At 62.7% G+C, this 20,816-nt stretch carries 17 protein-coding genes and 1 tRNA gene; 3 read left to right on the top strand and 15 right to left on the bottom strand.

What is annotated here, in order from left to right:
- Positions 1 to 2 precede the first annotated feature (2 nt).
- The 4 genes from narJ to ACQR1W_RS25985 are packed head-to-tail and all read right to left on the bottom strand — an operon-like array spanning position 3 to position 8,738.
- Positions 3 to 713, bottom strand: coding sequence for a nitrate reductase molybdenum cofactor assembly chaperone (gene narJ, locus ACQR1W_RS26000; RefSeq protein WP_434853494.1), 711 nt, complete (start codon positions 711 to 713; stop codon positions 3 to 5).
- Positions 713 to 2,233 (bottom strand): nitrate reductase subunit beta, encoded by a 1,521-nt coding sequence (gene narH / locus ACQR1W_RS25995; protein WP_434853493.1) that lies wholly within the window; start codon positions 2,231 to 2,233, stop codon positions 713 to 715. Before narH ends, narJ begins: the two co-directional genes overlap by 1 nt.
- Positions 2,230 to 5,982, bottom strand: a complete 3,753-nt coding sequence (locus tag ACQR1W_RS25990; RefSeq protein WP_434853492.1) for a nitrate reductase subunit alpha — start codon at positions 5,980 to 5,982, stop codon at positions 2,230 to 2,232. Before ACQR1W_RS25990 ends, narH begins: the two co-directional genes overlap by 4 nt.
- Positions 5,983 to 5,993: 11 nt before the next feature.
- Positions 5,994 to 8,738, bottom strand: a complete 2,745-nt coding sequence (locus ACQR1W_RS25985; protein WP_434853491.1) for a nitrate/nitrite transporter — start codon at positions 8,736 to 8,738, stop codon at positions 5,994 to 5,996.
- A gap of 172 nt (positions 8,739 to 8,910) precedes the next feature.
- Here ACQR1W_RS25985 and ACQR1W_RS25980 point away from each other — a divergent pair, with 172 nt between their 5' ends.
- A complete protein-coding gene (locus ACQR1W_RS25980) occupies positions 8,911 to 9,648 on the top strand; it encodes a helix-turn-helix domain-containing protein (protein ID WP_434853490.1) in 738 nt (245 codons plus the stop codon).
- Positions 9,649 to 9,795: 147 nt separating this feature from the next.
- Here the strand turns inward: ACQR1W_RS25980 and ACQR1W_RS25975 are convergent, their stop codons facing one another.
- Positions 9,796 to 11,007: a DUF3047 domain-containing protein gene (locus ACQR1W_RS25975; protein WP_434853489.1), complete on the bottom strand. Its 1,212-nt coding sequence runs from the start codon at positions 11,005 to 11,007 to the stop codon at positions 9,796 to 9,798.
- 139 nt (positions 11,008 to 11,146) lie between these two features.
- Between ACQR1W_RS25975 and ACQR1W_RS25970 the strand changes: the two genes are divergently transcribed.
- Positions 11,147 to 12,163, top strand: coding sequence for an AraC family transcriptional regulator ligand-binding domain-containing protein (locus ACQR1W_RS25970; protein WP_434853488.1), 1,017 nt, complete (start codon positions 11,147 to 11,149; stop codon positions 12,161 to 12,163).
- 542 nt (positions 12,164 to 12,705) lie between these two features.
- Here the strand turns inward: ACQR1W_RS25970 and ACQR1W_RS25965 are convergent.
- Positions 12,706 to 13,101, bottom strand: coding sequence for a lysozyme inhibitor LprI family protein (locus ACQR1W_RS25965; RefSeq protein WP_434853487.1), 396 nt, complete (start codon positions 13,099 to 13,101; stop codon positions 12,706 to 12,708).
- A 610-nt stretch (positions 13,102 to 13,711) separates the two neighbouring features.
- Here ACQR1W_RS25965 and ACQR1W_RS25960 point away from each other — a divergent pair.
- A complete protein-coding gene (locus tag ACQR1W_RS25960; protein WP_434853486.1) occupies positions 13,712 to 14,389 on the top strand; it encodes a DUF2306 domain-containing protein in 678 nt (225 codons plus the stop codon).
- 196 nt (positions 14,390 to 14,585) lie between these two features.
- Here ACQR1W_RS25960 and ACQR1W_RS25955 read toward each other — a convergent pair.
- The 9 genes from ACQR1W_RS25955 to ACQR1W_RS25915 form a co-directional block, all read right to left on the bottom strand.
- Positions 14,586 to 14,661: transfer RNA gene (locus tag ACQR1W_RS25955), tRNA-Phe, on the bottom strand.
- A gap of 174 nt (positions 14,662 to 14,835) precedes the next feature.
- Complete coding sequence (yacG, locus tag ACQR1W_RS25950; RefSeq protein ID WP_434853485.1) at positions 14,836 to 15,027, bottom strand: DNA gyrase inhibitor YacG; 192 nt, start codon at positions 15,025 to 15,027, stop codon at positions 14,836 to 14,838.
- 104 nt (positions 15,028 to 15,131) lie between these two features.
- A complete protein-coding gene (locus ACQR1W_RS25945) occupies positions 15,132 to 15,761 on the bottom strand; it encodes a Maf-like protein (RefSeq protein WP_008967125.1) in 630 nt (209 codons plus the stop codon).
- Positions 15,762 to 15,955: 194 nt separating this feature from the next.
- A complete protein-coding gene (locus tag ACQR1W_RS25940) occupies positions 15,956 to 16,423 on the bottom strand; it encodes a low molecular weight phosphatase family protein (protein ID WP_008967124.1) in 468 nt (155 codons plus the stop codon).
- A 54-nt stretch (positions 16,424 to 16,477) separates the two neighbouring features.
- Positions 16,478 to 16,984, bottom strand: coding sequence for a UPF0262 family protein (locus ACQR1W_RS25935; protein ID WP_008967123.1), 507 nt, complete (start codon positions 16,982 to 16,984; stop codon positions 16,478 to 16,480).
- Positions 16,981 to 18,276 (bottom strand): histidinol dehydrogenase, encoded by a 1,296-nt coding sequence (gene hisD / locus ACQR1W_RS25930; RefSeq protein ID WP_434853484.1) that lies wholly within the window; start codon positions 18,274 to 18,276, stop codon positions 16,981 to 16,983. Before hisD ends, ACQR1W_RS25935 begins: the two co-directional genes overlap by 4 nt.
- 68 nt (positions 18,277 to 18,344) lie before the next feature.
- A complete protein-coding gene (locus tag ACQR1W_RS25925) occupies positions 18,345 to 18,797 on the bottom strand; it encodes a DUF2948 family protein (protein WP_434853483.1) in 453 nt (150 codons plus the stop codon).
- A gap of 21 nt (positions 18,798 to 18,818) precedes the next feature.
- Positions 18,819 to 20,108 (bottom strand): UDP-N-acetylglucosamine 1-carboxyvinyltransferase, encoded by a 1,290-nt coding sequence (gene murA, locus ACQR1W_RS25920; protein ID WP_434853482.1) that lies wholly within the window; start codon positions 20,106 to 20,108, stop codon positions 18,819 to 18,821.
- Between the two features lie 104 nt (positions 20,109 to 20,212).
- Positions 20,213 to 20,716 carry a hypothetical protein gene (locus tag ACQR1W_RS25915; protein WP_434853481.1) on the bottom strand — a complete coding sequence of 168 codons (504 nt, stop codon included), beginning with the start codon at positions 20,714 to 20,716 and terminating at the stop codon, positions 20,213 to 20,215.
- Positions 20,717 to 20,816: the final 100 nt, after the last annotated feature.

Genomic DNA, 20,816 nt, shown 5'->3' with positions numbered 1-20,816 from the left:
CCCTATTGCATTGTTGGCGGCGCCGGGTTGACCGCCCGACGGGCGTGGCGAAGCTTCGCGATCAGCCCCTCCTTACCGCAGGCGCCCTGCCCCTGGGCGCCCGGGCCAAACCTCACTTCTTCCTCTTCCCAGGCTGCATCGAGGGCCTTGAGATCCATCGGATCTGAATCGGGGCTCTTCAACAGCTCGTCGACGACCTCGCGCTGCGGCGCCTCGTCGGCCATAGCGACCAGGGCGTCAAATACCGCTTTGTAGGGCGACTGCCTTCGGCCCAGACGTTCGGCCAAGGCGGCGAGGATATGCGCTGTGTCGGCAAGCAATAGCCGCGCTTCCTCAACGGGCCGCACCGAGAGGAATTCAAGAAAGAGCGGCAGATAGTCCGGCAGTTCGTTGGCGTCGATGACGAGGCCAGCCTTCTCGTACATGGCTCTCAAATCGATCATTGCCTGACCACGGTCCCGGCTCTCTCCATGCACATGCTCGAACAGATAGAGCGCCAGCGTCTTGCTGCGATCGAACAATTGGCCGTACTGTTCCTGCAGATCGTAGACGTCAGTTGTCGAGACTTCATCGATCAGACGATCGAGCGCGCCTCGTTGCGCGGCAGGAACAAGCGCCTCGGTCTCCAGCACGTCGGCGAACTCGGCGGCTGCACCGACCAGTTCCTCGTCCGGATAGGTCAGCAGCGCTGAAAGCACCTTGAAGGTTCTCATCACGCCATCTCCATCGGATTTCTCGCTTTTCGCGGCGTGCCGAACAGGTTGACCTCGTTTTCACCGCCAGAGCAGCCATTGCCGAAGGTGAACCCGCACGAGCCGCGGATATCGAAGGCATCGGCCCCCAATTCTCGATGGGCGGTCGGGATCACGAAGCGATCCTCGTAGTTGGCGATCGCCATGATCTGATACATTTCGTCGATCTGAGCTGAGGTAAGTCCCACCCGCTTTGCGATCACCTCGTCAATCACGCCGTCGATCGTCTTGGCGCGCATGAAGGCGCGCATCGCCAGCATGCGCTCAAGGGCGAGCGCAACCGGCCTTTCGTCGCCAGCGGTCAGGAGATTGGCGAGATAGCGCATGGGAATGCGCAGCGACTTCACGTCCGGCATCTCGCCGTCGAGCCCGATCTTGCCGGCAGCCGCCGCCGAGGTGATCGGCGACAGCGGAGGTACGTACCAGACCATCGGCAGCGTGCGATATTCCGGGTGCAGCGGAAACGCGACCTTCCATTCCATCGCCATCTTCCAGATCGGCGATGCTTTGGCGGCCTCCAGCCATGCATGCGGAATGCCCTGCCGCTCTGCTTCGGCGATGATTGCGGGATCTTTGGGATCGAGGAAGATGTCGAGCTGAGCCTGGTAGAGATCCCGCTCGTCGGGCCGGCTCGCCGCGTCCGCGATGCGATCGGCGTCATACAGGACGACGCCGAGATAACGAATGCGCCCGACGCAGGTCTCCGAGCACACCGTCGGCTGACCGGCCTCGATGCGCGGATAGCAGAAGATGCACTTCTCCGATTTGCCCGAGGACCAGTTGTAATAGATCTTCTTGTACGGACACCCGGAGACGCACATCCGCCAGCCGCGGCACTTGTCCTGATCGATCAGGACGATGCCGTCCTCCTCACGCTTGTAGATCGCGCCGGACGGACAGGATGCAACGCAGGCCGGATTGAGGCAGTGCTCGCACAGCCGCGGCAGATACATCATGAAGGTGTTTTCGAACTGGCCGTAGATGTCCTTCTGCACGCCGTCGAAATTGTAGTCCTGCGAGCGCCTGGCGAACTCGCCGCCGAGGATCTCTTCCCAGTTGGGTCCCCATTCGATCTTTTCCATCCGCTCGCCCGAGACGAGCGAGCGCGGCCGCGCGGTCGGCACCGCCGGCTGTTCCGGCGCCTGCTGCAGATGCGGATAGTCGAACGTGAAAGGCTCGTAGTAGTCGTCGATCTCCGGCAGGTCCGGATTGGCGAAGATGTTAGCCAGCACCCGCCACTTGCCGCCAATGCGTGGCTGGATCGAGCCGTTCCGGTTGCGTTTCCAGCCGCCCTTCCAGCGCGCCTGGTTCTCCCAATCCTTGGGATAGCCAATGCCGGGCTTGGTTTCGACATTGTTGAACCAAGCGTATTCCATGCCCTCGCGGCTGGTCCAGACATTCTTGCAGGTGACGCTGCAGGTGTGACAACCGATGCACTTGTCGAGGTTGAGCACCATCGCAATTTGAGCGCGGATCTTCATTCTGCGGCCTCCAGGCTGCTCTTGCCGGACTGCTCGGTGACGGGTCGATCCAGCCAGTCGATTTTGGACATCTTGCGGACGATGACGAATTCGTCACGGTTGGAGCCGACCGTTCCGTAGTAGTTGAAGCCATACGCCTGCTGCGCATACCCGCCGATCATGTGCGTGGGTTTGACGACCGCGCGCGTGACCGAGTTGTGGATGCCACCTCGCTGCCCGGTCTGCTCCGAACCAGGTACGTTCACGATCTTCTCCTGTGCGTGATACATCATGCACATGCCCTGCTTGACGCGCTGCGAGACCACGGCGCGCGCCACCAGCGCGCCGTTGGTGTTGTAGGCCTCGATCCAGTCGTTATCGACGATGCCGGCGGCCTTGGCATCGATCTCGCTGATCCAGACGATGGGACCACCGCGCGACAACGTCAGCATCAGGAGGTTGTCGGTATAGGTGGAATGGATGCCCCACTTCTGATGCGGCGTGATGAAGTTCAACACCACCTGCGCATTGCCGTTCGGCTTGCGATCGATCACCGGCTTGACCGTCTTGGTGTCGATCGGCGGGCGGTAGACGCAGAAGCCCTCGCCGAAGGCGCGCATCCAGAGATGGTCCTGATAGAGCTGCTGGCGGCCGGTCAACGTACGCCACGGGATCAGTTCATGGACGTTGGTATAGCCTGCGTTGTAACAGACCTTTTCCGACTCGAGGCCGGACCAGATCGGTGACGAGATGATCTTGCGCGGTTGCGCGACGATGTCGCGATAACGGATCTTCTCGTCCTCTTTGGGCAGCGCCAGATGCGTATGATCTCGGCCGGTAAAGCCCTCCAACGAGGTCCAAGCCTTGACCGCCACCTCGCCATTGGTTTCCGGCGCAAGGCTCAGGATCACTTCGCAGGCATCGATGGCGGTATCGATCCGGGCGAGCCCCTTGGTCGGCCCTTCCTCGGTCACCGAGCCGTTGAGCTTCTTGAGCAGGTCGACCTCATGGTCGGTATTCCAGGCCATGCCCTTGCCGCCATTGCCGAGCTTGTTCATGAGCGGTCCGAGAGAGGTGAACCGCTTGTAGAGGTTCGGGTAGTCGCGCTCGACCACGGTCACGGCCGGCATGGTCTTGCCGGGGATCGGCTCGATCTCACCTTTCTTCCAATCCTTCACGTCGAAAGGCTGGGCAATCTCCCCCGCGCTGTCGTGCATGATGGGTGTGAGCACGACATCCTTTTCGACGCCAAGAACCTCCGGGGCGACCTTGGAGAAGGCCTCCGCTATCCCCTTGTAGATGTCCCAATCGCTGCGCGCTTCCCACACCGGATCGATCGCAGCGGACAGCGGGTGAATGAAGGGATGCATGTCCGAGGTATTGAGATCGTTCTTCTCATACCAGGTCGCGGTCGGCAGGACGATGTCGGAATACATGCAGGTGGTCGACATCCGGAAATCGAGCGTGACCAGGAGGTCGAGCTTGCCCTCAGGCGCCTGGTCGCGCCACTTCACGTCAATCGATTTCCTGGCGCCGTGCTCACCCAGATCCTTGCCAAGCACGCCGTGCTTGGTGCCGAGCAGATGTTTCAGGAAGTATTCGTGACCCTTGCCCGAGGCGCCAAGCAGGTTGGAGCGCCAGATGAACATGTTGCGCGGCCAGTTGCTGGGATCGTCGGGATCCTCGCAGGACAGTTGAAGTTCGCCGGACTTCAACGCTTTCGCGACATAATCCTTGGCTTCCAGACCGGAGGCTGCGGCCAGCGCGGCGACCTTGAGAGGATTGGTCTTCAACTGCGGCGCGGACGGCAGCCAGCCCATGCGCTCGGCGCGCGCATTGTAGTCGATCAATGCGCCGTCCCAGGGCCCGGCCGGTGCCGTCGGCGACAGGATCTCGCGTACATCCAGCGTCTCGTAGCGCCACTGATCCGTATGCGCGTAGAACGCCGAGGTCGAGTTCATCTGGCGCGGCGGACGTCCCCAGTCGAGCCCGAAGGCGAGCGGCGTCCAGCCGGACTGCGGACGTAGCTTTTCCTGACCGACATAGTGCGACCAACCGCCGCCGGACTGGCCGACGCAACCGCACATCACCAGCATATTGATGATGCCGCGATAGTTCATATCCATGTGGTACCAGTGGTTCAACCCGGCGCCGACGATGACCATGGAGCGGCCACCGGTCTTTTCGGCGTTGCGGGCAAACTCCCGGGCGACCGTGATGATCTGATCACGCGGCACGCCCGAGATCCGCTCCGCCCATGCCGGCGTGTACGGCTCGATATCGTCGTAGCTCTTGCCCAGATGCTCGCCTCCGAAGCCGCGATCGACTCCGTAGTTGGCGACGAACAGATCGAACACGGACGCCACCAGAACATCGCCATCCTTCAGCGCGAGGCGCTTGGCCGGAACCTTCCGCACCAGGACGTCCGGATGATCGGTGCCACCGAAGTGATCGTGCTCACGATTGCCGAAATAGGGAAAAGCAACGTCGGCCAGTTCGTCCTTGATCTCCGCAAGCGAGAGACGGAGCTTGGTTGCGCGGCTCGTGCTGTCCTTTTCCTCCAGGTTCCACTTGCCCTTCTCGCCCCAACGGAAGCCGACGGAGCCGTTGGGCACGACGACGTCGCCGGTGGTCTCATCGTAAGCCACCGTCTTCCACTCGGGATTGTTCGACTGATCAAGCGAAGTGGCGAAATCCGAGGCGCGCACGAACCGCTCAGGGACGAGCCGGCCCTCGGATTTCACCAAACGCACCAGAAATGGCATGTCCGTATACTGGCGCGCGTAATCGTTGAAATACTTGGACTGACGATCGATGTGGAATTCTTTCAGGATCACGTGGCCCATGGCCATAGCCAGGGCGGCATCGGTTCCCTGCTTCGGCGAGACCCACAAGTCCGCGAATTTCGACGCCTCAGAGTAGTCGGGGCAGATCACCACGCTCTTGGCGCCCTTGTAGCGGACCTCGGTATAGAAGTGCGCATCGGGCGTCCGTGTCTGCGGAACGTTGGACCCCCAGAGAATCAGGAAGCCCGAATTGTACCAATCCGCGCTTTCCGGCACGTCGGTCTGCTCGCCCCAGGTCTGGGGCGATGCCGGCGGCAAGTCGCAATACCAGTCGTAGAAAGACATGCAGACGCCACCGAGCAGCGACAGATAGCGTGCGCCGGCCGCGTAGCTCACCATCGACATGGCCGGGATTGGCGAGAAGCCGAATACGCGATCGGGACCGTAAGTCTTCGCCGTATAGGCATTCGCCGCGGCGATGATCTCGTTCACCTCGGCCCAGTTGGCGCGAACAAAGCCGCCGAGGCCGCGCTTCTGCACATAGGAAGCGCGCTTGTCCGGATTCTCCACGATCGACGTCCAGGCTGCGACCGGCGTCATCGTGGCACGCGCGGCACGCCACAATTTGATGAGGCGCGAGCGCACCAGCGGATATTTCACGCGATTGCCGGAGTAGAGGTACCAGCTATAGCTCGCGCCACGCGCGCAGCCGCGCGGCTCGTGGTTCGGAAGATCGGGCCGCGTGCGCGGATAGTCCGTCTGCTGGGTTTCCCAGGTGACGATGCCGCCTTTGACGTAGACCTTCCACGAGCACGAGCCCGTGCAATTCACCCCGTGGGTGGAGCGCACGATCTTGTCGTGTTGCCACCGCTTCCGGTAACCCTCCTCCCACGAGCGATCCTCGCTCGTGGTCACGCCGTGCCCTCCGGCGAACTCTTCATTTCTCCGGGTGAAGAACGAAAGCCTGTCCAGAAAGTGACTCATCCTCGTCCTCCTTATTCGGCAGGCTGCGCTGCGGCCGGGATCCGGCCACCGCGTTCGATGTCGTGGAGCACGCCACCCTTGCGGGTATAGACGGCCCAGGTGACGACCACACAGATCACGTAGAAGGCGAAGAAGCCCCACAGCGCCGCCTGCACGCCGCCGGTGAAATCGATCGACGTCCCGTAGGACTTCGGAATGAAGAAGGCGCCGAAGGCGGCAATCGCCGAGGTAAAGCCGGTGATCGCAGCCGACTCCTTCTCCGCCTGACGGAGCTTGGTCGTGGCGTCGGCGGTCGGCATCAGGCGGTCCATCTCCTTCCGCATGATGTTCGGGATCATCTGGAAGGTCGACGCGTTACCGACGCCCGTCGCAAAGAACAGCAGCAGGAACATCGCAAAGAAACCCCAGAACGCGCCAGGCTGGTCCTTGATGCCGAGGAAGTACAAGACCCCGAGCACGCCGACCATCATCAGCATGAACACGCCCACCGTGACCCGTCCGCCTCCCCACTTGTCGGCCATCCAGCCGGTGGCCGAACGGGAGAGCGCGCCGACCAGCGGACCAAGGAAGGCGAACTGCAAGGCATCCACGGCCGGGAACTGAGTCTTGGCGAGTAGCGGGAAGCCCGCGGAGTAGCCGATGAACGAGCCGAAGGTTCCGGTGTAGAGCAAGCACATGATCCAGTTGTGCCTGCGTTGGAAGATCACCGCCTGATCAGCGAACGACGCCTTTGCCGAGGCGATGTCGTTCATGCCGAACCAGGCAGCGAAGGCGCTTGCGACGATAAACGGCACCCAGATGAAGCCGGCGTTCTGCAGCCAAAGCGGCGCCTGCTGTGTCCCATTCTTGACCATGGCCGGGTCACCGCCGAACCAGCCGAACACTCCCGCGGTGATCACGAGCGGAACGACGAATTGCACGACGCTGACGCCGAGATTGCCGAGACCGGCATTGAGCGCGAGCGCGTTGCCCTTCTCCGCACGTGGGAAGAAGAAGGAAATGTTGGACATCGAGGAAGCGAAGTTGCCGCCGCCGAAGCCGCACAGCAGCGCAAGCCCAAGGAATAGCGGATAGGGCGTCGCCGGATTTTGCACGGCATAGCCGATACCGACGGCAGGGATCAGCAGCGACCAGGTGGCAAGCGTGGTCCACAGCCGACCGCCGAAAATCGGCACCATGAAGGAGTAGAAGATCCTGAGTACGGCGCCGGAGATACCCGGCAGTGCCGCCAGCCAGAACAGCTCATCAGTCGTGAACTTGAAACCGACCGATGGAAGCTTTGCGACCACCACTGACCACACCTGCCAGATTGCGAAAGACAGCAGCAGCGCCGGGATCGATATCCAGAGGTTGCGCCGCGCGATCGCGCGCCCGCCGCTCTGCCAGAACTCCGAATCCTCCGGCCGCCAGTCGGTCAGCACCACACCCGACAGCACGCCAACATGCTCGGGCTTGTGGATCTCCTCCATCTCGGGAAGCTCGGGAAGCTTCTTCAAGGCTTCGCCGACAACGCCACGCTCCATCTGACGGATCGAGACGTGCATCCAGATCAGCGCCGACGTGACCAACAGGAACAGCAGCATGAAGCAGCTGGTCCAAAGCCCGGTCAGGTCGACGAGCGCGCCGAACGCGATCGGAAGCACGAAGCCGCCGAGTCCGCCGATCATGCCGACCAGGCCGCCGACCGCACCGACGTTGTTCGCATAGTACACTGGAATGTGCTTGTAGACCGCGGCCTTGCCCAGCGCCATGAAGAAGCCGAGCACGAACACCGTCACGGTGAAGGGCACCACACCCATTTCGAGATGGAAGCCGACGGTCCCGTTGACCGTCTTAACAAGATAGTCGGTAGGAGGGTAGGACAACACGAATGTTGACACCACGCCGACCATCAAAGCCCAATACATGACACGCCGCGCGCCATAGCGATCGGAGAGATGGCCGCCATAGGCGCGGAACACACTCGCCGGAAACGAGAACATCGCTGCCATCATGCCGGCGGTCTTGATGTCGACGCCGTACACCTTGATCAGGTATTGCGGCAGCCACAGCGACAGGGCAACAAACGCGCCGAACACGAAGAAGTAGTAGAGCGCAAAGCGCCAGACCTGGATGTTCTTCAGCGGCGCAAGCTCGAGCCAGGCACTCTTCGGCTTTTGGTTGTTCTCGCGCCGCGCGCGAACGACAGGGTCTTCTTCCGAGAAGATCCAGAAAATGATGCCCATTGCGCCGATGGCCAATGCCCAGACCTGCGCAACCGTCTGCCAGCCGTAGGCGACGAGCACGAAGGGCGCCAGGAACTTGGTCACGGCAGCGCCGACGTTGCCAGCACCGAAAATGCCAAGCGCGGTGCCTTGCTTGCCCTGCGGGTAGAATCGGGACACGTAAGCAACCCCTACCGCGAACGACCCGCCCGCGACGCCCACGAAGAGGGCGGCAAGCAGGAACTGCGGATAGTTGTGAGCCCAGGTCAGCAGATATGTCGCGACCGCCGCAGCGAGCATGACGAAGGTGTAGACGCGTCGTCCGCCATATTGGTCGGTCCAGATCCCCAAGACGAGACGGATCAACGAACCGCTGAGGATGGGCGTGCCGACCAGCAGCCCGAACTCGGTGTCGTTGAGCCCGAGTTCCTGCCTTATTCGAATCCCGATGATCGAGAAGATGGTCCAGACGGCAAAGCAAATTGTGAACGCGATGGTCGAGAGCCAAAGGGCCCGACCTCTATGCGCGGCACTTGAACCGACAACGTCCATGATAGCCCCCCGACAAACTGCTTCAGCTTCGGCTGGGGACTGGATTGCCGACTCTGTCGAGTCCTGAATTGCGATGGATCAAGAAGGCCACATGAACCAGCCAGTTCTGTATTTTGCTGCAATGCAAATTATTTGATCCAACACAAACAGTTGACACAAGACTGATGGTTATTTGACGAAAGTCACACGATTCCATTCGGAGGCAAGACAGTTGCGCGCCCAAGAGCTCCTTCAAGTGAAAGCCCTCCCGCTGTTTTCGGAAATGGCCCCGCAGCACCTCGAAAGCCTGCTTGACGCCGCGCTGCTCCAGCAGTTCCCAAGCCACGTGGATCTCATTCACGAAGGACGGTCCGCCGATTTCCTGCATGTGCTTGTCGACGGGCTGGTCGAAATCTTTACTGAACAGGACGACGCCGAGTGGGGAATCACGCTCGTGAAGCCAGTCTCCACCTTCATTCTCGCTGCCGTGGTCAGCGACCAGCCCTATTTGAATTCGGCCCGGACGATCCGGGAGTCACGGATCCTGCTGATCCCAGCGGAGCGGGTTCGTGCCGTGTTCGACCGGGACGTTGCGTTCGCCCGGATCGTGGCAAGGGAGCTCGCCCTCGCCTACCGAGGCGCCGTCAAGAAATTGAAAGGCTACGTGGCAAGGTCGAGTGTCGAACGACTTGCGAACTGGATATTGACCGAGGCCCACAAGGATGGCGCACCGGCCCATATCCTTCTTCCCTTCGATCGGGGTACGCTGGCGTCGCATATCGGCACAACCCGCGAGAATCTATCTCGCGGTCTGACCCAATTGACCGAGCATGGCGTTCGCGTCAGAGGCCGAGAAATCCTGATTGATCGTCACGACCTGCTGGAAACATTCGCGCGACCGCAACGGCTGATTGACGACCCTAGCGCATGATGGACCTGCTCAAGCGCGACGTCGTATCACAGTGCCACCAGACGAATCTGCCCCGCGACCGATCATCGCGTCACTTGGAGGCGCAATATCCGATTCTTGCGATGGAATAGTCCCGGGGTTCGTGGCGTGAGCAACATCGGCACTCCTCTATAGCTTGCGCACCGCGCCATCGGCCGTACCGATCCTGATGTCGGCGTAGCGGCACGCTCCCCGGCCGCGCTGGAAAGGCGTGACCGCCAACAGCCAGATGTGAGAGATCGCCTTCGCCGCCCCTCCTATATGAGCAGCGTAGTCGGAAGCGATGTCGCGCTCAACCTCGTACCATGATCCGAGGTCCTTCGCGCCGGAGTGGACGACCATATGAGTTTCGACTGCGCTCCAGCCGGCCAGCGGACAGCGAAAGACTTTGCCGGTCGGCAGCGCCGCGCTCCAGAAATAAGTGAGGTCCTGTCCATCCTCGAATTTCACGCCGATCGAGAGATAGTCGTGAAAGGGCGCTTGGTCCTCCGCGACCCTTGACGGGAGCTGGTCGATCTTCCAGCGCCAGCCGAGCGTCGGGCGGGAGGCGAATGGTGTCGACAGGGGTCGCTCGATAATCGAGACGCTTCCGGAGCTCTCGCAGACGATCTCGCCATTGGCGTCTCGGCTAAAGGTTTCCGCGCCGCCGCCCAACATGAAGACATTGGACCAGCCTTCCGGCAGCTTGCGGTCGCGCCGCAGGCGCGCGATCTCGGCGGCGATGAGACCGCCGACATCGCCATGCGCGGAGAGGCTCGCAAGACCCGCGGCGGCCTCACCACGCCACATGAGCGCGACGCCCGTGATCTTCACGTCCTGCTTCCGGTAGGCGTCTTCCGGCGTCGCGAGCCTGCCGTCCTCATCGGCGAATTGCGTAGCCGAGCGCGCTGCTTCGAGCGGGCCGTCATGCGAGGCAGTCATCGTGCCTGTATCGGCCCCCGGACTGTACATCGGCCGTCGGCCGCGCGTGCGGGCATGGAAAACCAGCCCGGGATTGAACCAGAGATCAGCTTGCCGGGACACCCACATTCGCCCGGTGAGCAGAAAGGTGATCTGCTGACCTTTCGCGGCGGCAAGGCCGAGATCAATCCACGGCAGGTCATTGCCATTGATCTCGAACACGCGGTAGCCGGCAAGTTCGGGCGAACGCGCCCGCGCGAGCAGGTCCTCGATGCCTTTCACGAACTCTTCCGGCGGCGGACCGCTCTGTTCGGCAGCGAAGGCAGTTCTCGAGGCGCGGCCAGCGAATGGCAGCGCCAGGCCGAGAGTTGCCGCGCTCCGCAACATCTCGCGCCTGGAGAGGCCGCCGCCTGAAGACGGCTGCAGACAATAGAGACACATTCGCGTTCTCCGTGATTTTTTCCCGAACTGGCCTGTGAGTTCGCGGTTCATGAGCAGAGAGCCGAATGCTATTGTCCGTGCCGGATCTCTGCATGCCTCGACATGCCAAAATCGGTGCACTTGTGGCGCGCGAGGGCAGATGCGTCGAACAGGCTACACACGTGCGAGCACGCTCGGGCCGATCGCGGAGGTCGTCACTGCGACCGGCGGATCGATCGAGCGGGTGTTTCGCCGTGCGGAGCTTCCTATCCGCCTGCTGGAATCGCCGGATACGCTCTTGCCTTTGCGCGACCATTTCCGGCTGCTTGCGGCGTCGTCACGCGAGCTGCGCGATGAGGTCTTCGCGGCACGTCTCGGCCGTCGGACTTCGATCGCTGGCCTCGGCGTCTATGGCAAATGGGTCACTCAGGCCCCCACCCTGCTCGAAGCGATCCAGCGCGCAGGGACGAGTTTGCCGCACATGCTGCAGAGCGCGACGAGGCTCCTCGTCCGACGCCATGGCAAAGAGGTGCACTGGTCCTACGAACTGGCCGACACCGCGACGGATGGGCGACCGCAGAACGAGATGCTCGCGATCTGGTACATGATCGCGGTCGTCCGGCATTTTGCCGGCGCCGGCTGGCTGCCGAGCCGGATCATGATCGGCGGCCTGACGGCGCGGGCCCAGCGTTCGATCGATGAGCAGATGGGTGCCGCCACGGTGATCTGCGACGCGCCCGGCACGATCATTTTCGATCGGCGGCTGCTCGTGGCCGTCAATCCGCATCTGGATCGAACGGAAGGGCTCGACGCCGACGAACTCGCTCGGATTTTCGATATACCCGCTCCGGACGATCTACCCGGCAATGTTGCGGCCCTGATCGATCTCGAGCTACTCGGCGCTCGTCCAACCCTTTCCGGCATTGTTCGCCGGGCGGGAGTCTCAAAACGAACGTTGCAGCGCCGACTGGGCGAGATCGGCCTGAGCTACTCCGACCTCTTGCGGAACACGTTGCAGCGGCAGGCGATCAGGCTCCTGTGCCAGTCGGAGCGGCCGATCACCGATATCGCGGGGATGCTCGGCTACCGCGATCCCGCCCATTTCAGCCGGGCCTTCGAAAGCTGGAGCGGAATCGCGCCGAGTCGCTGGCGTGAATTGGTGAAATCCGCCGGATGAGCGTTCGAAATCGCCGAAAACCTGCTCGTTCGCGTTGCCCCTGCGCGTTGGTGCTCACAGATCAATAGTCGGACCTCGGAAACAACGACCCGGCAATCCCAGAGGATTGCCGGCTCATTGTTTAGTTGGTTACGGGGCTGGATTTGAACGCATGTCAACTTAGCGAGCCCCGGAAAGAGAAAATCCGCGAACGCCCTTCGCGCCGATCACCCAGCGAACGCAATCGTACAAGATCGTGCTCTAGCGGGGAAAAGCGCAGTTATGGTGCCCAGGGAGGGAATCATACGCAACCACCGACACGAGGAACTGCTGTTTATTCTCAGTATGGTGGCGTGAGCGCTTGGCATGATGGCGGCGATTGCATCCCGAAACCCAATCGCGGGAGCCCCGCTCCGTTATTGGCTGGCAGCCTGGCTCGCTGGGAAGCAACTCTTATGGCCACCCGGAACCCGCCGCTTGTTCGCCCCCAACGAGGTTCAAATCCTGGAGGCGCAACTACCGACATCCGCTTCAAGTGCTGATTTGACGAAGGTGTCGACCGCTCAAGGCTTCTCGTTGACGCGCTTTTCGAGCGCCAACGTTCGCTCGACCAAGTCATCCAGTTCAAAAGACTGCGATTCGAGGAATGCGACGGACCCATTGTTGGGGTCGACAGCCAGACGGTGGGTCTCGCTCAAATGATGTTTAAGCCAGGCGCGCTGCTCTTGCTGCAATTGCGCTCGCTGCTTGCCCTCGGACCTATGCAGAAGCGTCTGATAGGCGGCATTCAGCCTCGAGTCCCACTTATCGATTTCGACTTTGCCGCAATCCAACATTTTCGAGGAAACACCGTCGGCTTTGGCCATGCACGCGTCGATCTCCGCGCCCTGCTGCGCGCTTGCAGGAAATGCGGCGATATAGAGGGCGGCTCCCAAAGCGCGAGATGATTTCCAGAACATCGTAGCAGTCCTATGCCTTTTCCGACCTGAGTAAAATTTGACCTACCTGTTGTGGCTATTTCGCGATGAGACTAGGAAGGTTGCTGGCGGCCACCACGGAAGACGCACAGCGAGGGAAACTCGAAAAAGCCGTAGGCGACCGGCGGAGGGGCTGCTGTCAGTTGGTGAGGTGCTGATCAGTGCGAGAGACGTGACAGACAGCGAGATCGAAACACGTACCGCGCAATTTTGATCATCGCGACCCGAGCGCTTGCTCCCAGATGACTGGCACAAGGCAGTCTACGGTCGCTTGCCTGATCCACAGCGCGACGCACGGGCCGTGACGGAGCGAATTGTGCACCAGGGTGAACGCGTTGGACAGATCGATCACCGCTTCGCCGGCTGCAATCATCCCGAAAGAAGCAGCGGCTAGCTCAAATGGAGCGCTTTTCGTCACGTGACAAGCGCTATTCGTCCCAGCACTCATTCTCTCATCCCTGTTTCCGTGCCGGTGATCCCCCAATACTTGTCCGCCCAGACGGTCCAATCATAGTCGGGCTTCACCCTCCGGGAAATACCGGCGGTAAGACCAAACGGTTTGACCAACAATAAGCGGTCAGGTGTGAGACAGATGCAGAAGAGATACATGCCCCGAATTGGGCGGGCCATCATGGTCGTGCTCGCCACGGTCGTAGCCGCGCAGTCCTTGCGATACTACGCCGCGCTGGGAAATGTGTGGTTCGGCATCGATCCGAATATTAAGGCAGTCATACTGCAAGTGCCTCTGCAAGCGCTAATGCACATGCTCGTAGCTCCTGCCGCTTTGGTCCTAGGACCGCTCCAATTCTTTCCGGGGCTACGAGCGCGCCATCCAACGCTGCATCGTTGTTCCGGCCGAGTTTACGTCCTAGCGTGCGTTATAGGTGGCACAGGAGCGTTGGCTACGTCACCATTTGCTTCGGGTGGCTGGGTAGCTGGTCTCGGCTTCGGGATTCTCGCGGTATTGTGGATCGGCACTACTATGGCCGCTTGGATTTCGGTCGTACGGGGAAGGCTTGAGTGGCATCGGCTACTTATGCGATTCAGCTACGCGATGACCTTCGGAGCCGTTGTCCTTCGCCTGCAGATTCCGATCGGTTTCGCGTTGGGGTACGGCAGCTATTCCAGCATGTCTCCGATTCTGGCGTTTACCTCGTGGATACCCAACGTCTTAGTAGTTGCCCTGTATTCGACGTTAGAAGCTCGGTGGCGTTCTCGTGGATTCAATGAACCCTCTGTACCCAGCGCGCCAAACATGGCCGGTCAATGAGTCCGCAATTGTGGACGCTAATCGCCTAGCTTAGGAGGTCAATCTTGCAGGGCCGATGACAGCGAAGAGCACGGTCGGACACAGGACCACGGCGATCTGCACGCTTACGAGCGCGTCGGGAGAGAAATTCGCGAACGCCCTTCGCGCCGATCATCCAGCGAACGCAATCGTACACTAGCGTGGGAAAGCGCAGTTATGGTGCCCAGGGGCGGAATCGAACCACCGACACTGCGATTTTCAGTCGCATGCTCTACCAACTGAGCTACCTGGGCGAGGTCTCTTAGGGGCGAAAAAGCCCGACGAGCCGGCGGGTTATAGTGGGCCGGGACGGCGATGTCTACCGCCTGGAGGCGGATTGTTTCCACATTGCTGGGACGCGCGTGCCGACCGCATCGGGGCAGCCGGGGAGCGCGCCGTCATCGACCTTAAACCATTGAAAGGCTGACCTATTCGACGTCATCCGCGTCGTCGGAGGCCGGGATGACATAGGCGCCGGCGAGCCAGCGATGGAGGTCGACATCGCGGCAGCGGGCTGAGCAGAACGGGCGCAGGTCCTCCGCCGCGGTGCGGCCGCAGATCGGGCAACGGCGGACGGATTTGGCGGCGTCCTTGGTCCTGATGGGCGATTCGTTCGGCATCGGCGCTTATCTAGGCACGATTACCGGCCAGCGCACCCCCAAAACGGCCTTAGGCTGGCAGGACAATCCCGCGGGAAACCGGTCCCGCGTTGCCGTGTCGAGCGTCACACGGCGACCGCGTTGAGCCAGCCGAAGCGGATCGGAAACCCCTCGCCGGCGAGCAGGCTCACCGTCTCATAGAGCGGAAGCCCCACCACATTGGTGTAGGAGCCGACCAGCTTGACCACGAACGAGCCGGCAATGCCCTGCACCGCGTAGCCGCCGGCCTTCCCGCGCCATTCGCCGGAGCCGATATAGGCCTGAATATCTTCCTCGCCCAAGCGCTTGAAGCGGACCCGGGTCTCGACCAGCCTTTGACGAAAGGCCTCCCGCGGCGTCACCAGGGTGATCGCGGTGTAGACGCGGTGGTTGCGGCCTGAGAGCAATCGCAGGCATTGCGCGGCCTCGTCGACCAGATTGGCCTTGGGCAGGATGCGGCGGCCGACCGCAACCACGGTATCGGCGGCGAGGATGAAGGAGCCGCGCAGCTCATCATCGAGCTGGATCGATTTCAGCGCCGCCTCGGCCTTGACCCGCGCCAACCGATTGGCACAGGCGCGCGGCAGCTCGCCGCGCTTGGGGGTCTCGTCGACGTCAGCCGGACGCAGCGCGTCGGGCTCGATGCCGGCCTGATTGAGCAGCGCCAGACGCCGCGGCGAACCGGAAGCAAGAACGATTTTGGGGCGGCCGAGCATGCGTGAGGTGGCTGAGGGATTCGGAATGGGAAGGGCGCGCGGAACCTATCGGATGGGCTGTCATTCCACAACCCGAAGCCGGCGCTTGCGAGTGGGGCGGTCGGCGGTTCGTCTAAGACGGTAACGTGAGCAGGACGCGACGGGGATGTTTCGGTTCGATGACAGCTGTGCGCAACTTGGCATCTCCAGCACCCTCATAGCCCCGCGGGACCAGGCTTGGCAAAGCGTTTCCGGATCCGGGCATAGAGCGCGTCACAGACCTCGCGATAGGCGGCGAGCTTCTGCTCGCGATTGCCGTCGGTGCCGGTGGGATCCGGCGTCGGCCAATATTCGACATCAGCGGCAACCGTTCGGGTCAGCTCCAGCGCCTTGTGATGCGCCTCCGGCGACAGGGTGATGATGAGATCGAAATTCAGCCCCTCCCAGTCCTCCAGCTCCGCGAAGGTGGTCGGCTTATGGCCGGATATGTCTTGGCCGAGCTCGGCCATGACGGAGACCGCGAACGGGTCGAGCTCGCCCTTCTTAACCCCGGCGGAGCGGACATAGAGGGCTTGCGGGAACATATGCTGCAGGAGGCTCTCGGCCATCGGCGAGCGAACGCTGTTCTGGCCACAGGCGAACAGCACCGCCTGCGGATTGCGCGCACGCGGAGCCTCCGCCATGCGCTTACGGGCCCTCGGCCCGGAGGGCGGCCGCGATATGCGGAATCACATGCCTCATGCGCCCTCACCTTTCCAGTGCAGGACGGTGATCAGGGTGAACAGCCGCCGCGCGGTCTCGAAATCGATCCGCACCTTGCCCTTGAGCCGCTCCTGCAGCGTCCGCGAGCCCTCATCGTGAATGCCGCGGCGGCCCATGTCGATCGCCTCGATCTTGTCGGGGGTCGCGGTGCGGATCGCCTGGTAATAGCTGTCGCAGATCATGAAATAATCCTTCACGATCCGCCGGAACGGCGTCAGCGACAACAGATGCGTCACCACCGGCGTGCCGTCCTGGCGTTTGATGTCGAACATCAGCCGGTTGGCGGTGATGCCGAGATGCAGCGTGAACGGGCCGGTGCCTTCAGCGCCTTCGGGCGCGAACACGTTCTGCTCGATCAGGTCGTAGATCGCGATCGCCCGCTCGTGCTCGATATCGGGCCCTGACCGGCCGATCGACTCCTCGTCGAGCGTCACCGCGACGATCTGGTTGGTCGCATCATCGCCTGGCGGGTGCTGGGTCATGGCAGGTTGAGGCGTAATCCCACCGAGCGTGAATGGGCCTCCAGGCCTTCCGCCTGGCCCAGCGTCATCGCCGCAGGGCCAAGCGCGCGCAGCTGCTCAGGCCCGCATTTCAAAAGCGAGGTCCGCTTCATGAAGTCGAGCACCCCGAGGCCGGACGAGAACCGCGCCGAACGCGCGGTCGGCAACACGTGATTGGAGCCGCCGACATAGTCGCCGATCGCTTCCGGCGTATGGGCGCCCAGGAAGATCGCACCGGCGTTGCGGACCTTGGCGGCGAAGGCATCGGGGTCGCGCGTCATGATCTCCAGATGCTCGGCGGCGATGGCGTCCGCCAGCGGCACCGCCTGATCCAGATGCTCGACCTCGATGATGGCGCCGAAATCGGCCCAGGAGGCGCCGGCGATCTGAGCGCGCGGGAGCGTCTTGAGCTGACCTTCGACCGCCCGAGCGACGTCGTCCGCGAGCCGCCGGCTGTCGGTGATCAGGATCGATTGCGCGCTGGTATCATGCTCGGCCTGAGCCAGCAGGTCGGCCGCGATCCAGTCGGCGTTGCCGGTGTCGTCGGCGATCACCAGCACCTCGGAGGGGCCGGCGATCATGTCAATGCCGACCTTGCCGAACACGAGCCGCTTGGCGGCGGCGACATAGGCGTTACCGGGGCCGACGATCTTGGCGACCGGCGCGATGGTCGCGGTGCCATGGGCCAGCGCGGCCACGGCCTGGGCGCCGCCGACGCGGTAGATCTCGGAGACGCCGCCGAGCTGGGCTGCAGCCAGCACCAGCGGATTGAGCTTGCCATCGGGCGCCGGGACCACCATCACCAGGCGCGCAACGCCTGCCACCTTGGCCGGGACAGCATTCATCAGCACCGAGGACGGATAGGCGGCGGTCCCGCCCGGGACATAGAGGCCGGCGGATTCGATCGCGCTCCAGCGCCAGCCGAGCTCGACACCGGCATCGTCGACGAACAGCTGGTCTTTCGGCAGCTGCTTCAGGTGAAAGGATTCGATGCGGTCGCGGGCGAATCGCAATGCATCGACCGTTGCGGGATCACACGCCTTCACGGCCGCGTCGATCTCCGCAGAAGTGACCCGCAGACCGGCGGCATCGAGCGCGAGCCGGTCGAACTTTTTCGTCGCCTCGATCAGCGCCGCATCGCCGCGCTTGGCGACGTCGTCGACGATTGCGCGCGCGGCGGCCTCGACATCGGCGGAGACCTCGCGTTTGGCGGCGAGAAACCGCCGGAACGTCTCGTCAAAATCGGCGCTGCTGCGGGTCAGTCGAATCGGCATCTGGAGCTTTCCGGCGGGCTTCGGGCGTGCTGCCCATGCCTGCTCAATGGCGCGGCCGCGAGAGGCCGTCAACCCTTCGCGCCCGGCCCTGCCTCCTCGCCAAGATCAGCAGCCCCCAGATCGTCCGGCCCCAGATCGGTCAGCTCGCATTCCAGGCACTCGAGGTCGAGCCGGAGCGCCCCGCCATGGGAAAATAACAAGAGCGCGCTGCCCCCGGGAGGCTCGGAGGAATGGAATTCGATCCCGATCAGCTCCAGCACCGCATCGGGTGCCTCAAGATCAATCTTGCGAGACTTGCAGGCCAGCACCCGGTCGAACCGGAGCGCCGCCACCAGCCGGCGCGGCTTGGCCTCGCCGGCCAGGGTCTGCTCCCAATCCAGCCGGTTCATGCCGATCACCAGCCGCTTCTCGGCCTGCCGCCAGACGATGTCGGCGATCTGCACCCGCGCGTCCTGCACATGGGTGGAGATGACGGCGAGATCGTCGGCGTCGAGCGCGATCAGTTTGAGCCGGTCGGTCACGGCATCCCCGTCCTCATTCCTCTAATCGCGGATGCGCTCGATCGCGGCGCCGCAGGCCTTCAGCTTCTCCTCGAGCCGCTCGAAACCCCGATCGAGATGGTAGACGCGATTGACCATGGTTTCGCCTTCGGCGGCAAGTCCCGCAATGACAAGGGATACGGAGGCGCGCAGATCGGTCGCCATGACCGGCGCCCCGCGCAAGGTCGAAATCCCCTCGATGCGGGCGGTCTCGCCGTCGAGGCTGATCCTGGCGCCGAAACGCGCGAGCTCCTGCACATGCATGAAGCGGTTCTCGAAGATGGTCTCGGTGATCGCGGACGCCCCTTGCGCCCGCACCATCAAGGCCATCAGTTGCGCCTGCAGGTCGGTCGGAAAGCCGGGGAACGGTGCGGTGGTGACCTGAACCGGCTTGATGCCATTGCCATTGCGGACGACGCGAATGCCCTCGTGGTTGACCGTGATCTCGGCGCCGGCTTCCGCCAGCACGTCGAGCGCGGATTGCAGCAATTCGGGCCGGGCGCCCGCGAGCTGGACATTGCCACCGGTCATCGCGGTCGCGATCGCATAGGTCCCGGCCTCGATCCGGTCGGGCAGCACGGTGTGGCGGGCGCCGTGCAGCGCCTCGACGCCCTCCACGACGATGCGCGGCGTGCCCGCGCCCTCGATCCGCGCCCCCATCTTGTTGAGGCACTCGGCCAGATCCTTGACCTCGGGCTCGCAGGCCGCGTTGCTGATCACGCTCGTGCCCTTGGCGAGGGTCGCGGCCATGAGCGCGACATGGGTGCCGCCCACGGTCACCTTGGGAAAGATGATCTCCGCCCCGCGCAAGCCGCCGGGCGCCTTGGCCACCGCATAGCCGCCGTCGATCTCGATTTGCGCGCCGAGCCGTTCCAGCGCCATGATCAAGAGATCGACCGGCCGGGTCCCGATCGCGCATCCGCCCGGCAGGGACACCCGCGCCTCGTGCATCCGCGCCACCAGCGGCGCGATCACCCAGAAACTCGCCCGCATCCGCGACACCAGCTCGTAGGGCGCCGTGGTGTCGATGATCTCGGCGGCCGAGATCTGCAGCGTCTGGCCCTGATACTCGCCGTCGCCGAGCCGCTTGCCGACCGCGGTGATGTCGACGCCGTGATTGCCGAGGATGCGCTGCAGCTGGGCGACGTCGGCCAGCCGCGGCACATTGTCCAGAATCAGCGTCTCCGGGGTCAAAAGACCTGCGATCATCAACGGCAGCGCGGCGTTCTTCGCCCCCGAAATCGGAATGGTGCCATTGAGCGGGTTGCCGCCGACGATGCGAATGCGATCCATGCTGATCCTGCTGAGACTGCCGGGAAGGGAGAAGAGGTTCCGGCAACAGTCCCGAGATTACGGCGATTTCATGGGATCGCAAACTGGGCCGGCGACGCGCCCCGTCACGCCGCCAGCGGCTTCGGCCTGAACCGCCACAAGACGCCGGCGACCAGGCCCACGAAGAACAGCAAGAGGATTCCCTGAACGATCAGGAAGACGGTGCCATCCGGCGGATTGCCCGGCGCCAGCGCATGCAGGGTCGGGACTTTCAGGAAGCCCTGCACCACCAGCACGACCACGTTGAGATAGAGCGCGAGCAGCGCGGTCAACAGATAGATCGGACGCCACAGGCCGTTCAGCTTCATCGCATAGAGCGCGACGCAGGCCACCGCGAGCAGCACCAGCGAGGCAATGCCGAACATGTGCGACAGCAGCAGCTGGGTGAACGGAAACATGAAGCCCGTCACGCTGGTCAGAATCGTAAATAACAGGAAGATCGCCGTCAGCACGGGCAGCCGCGCGGATGTGAGCATGCCGAACATCACGACCAATCCGGTGACGATCGCGATCAGGCTGATGACGACATGAAGGGTAGTGAAAGCAGACAGACTCAAACCCAACATCATGGCGCAGGCTCCCCCCTTTTAAGAGCGCGCCACAATGCCACAACTGATGTGGCGAAATTACCGACGAAGCGTGGAACCCAGAGCAGTTCCACATGGTACG

Source organism: Bradyrhizobium sp. HKCCYLS1011 (genome assembly GCF_051167795.1).
In the GTDB taxonomy this organism is placed as follows: Bacteria; Pseudomonadota; Alphaproteobacteria; order Rhizobiales; family Xanthobacteraceae; genus Bradyrhizobium.
Note: the sequence above shows the minus strand (reverse complement) of the source record. Positions and strands in the feature narration are given on the sequence as shown.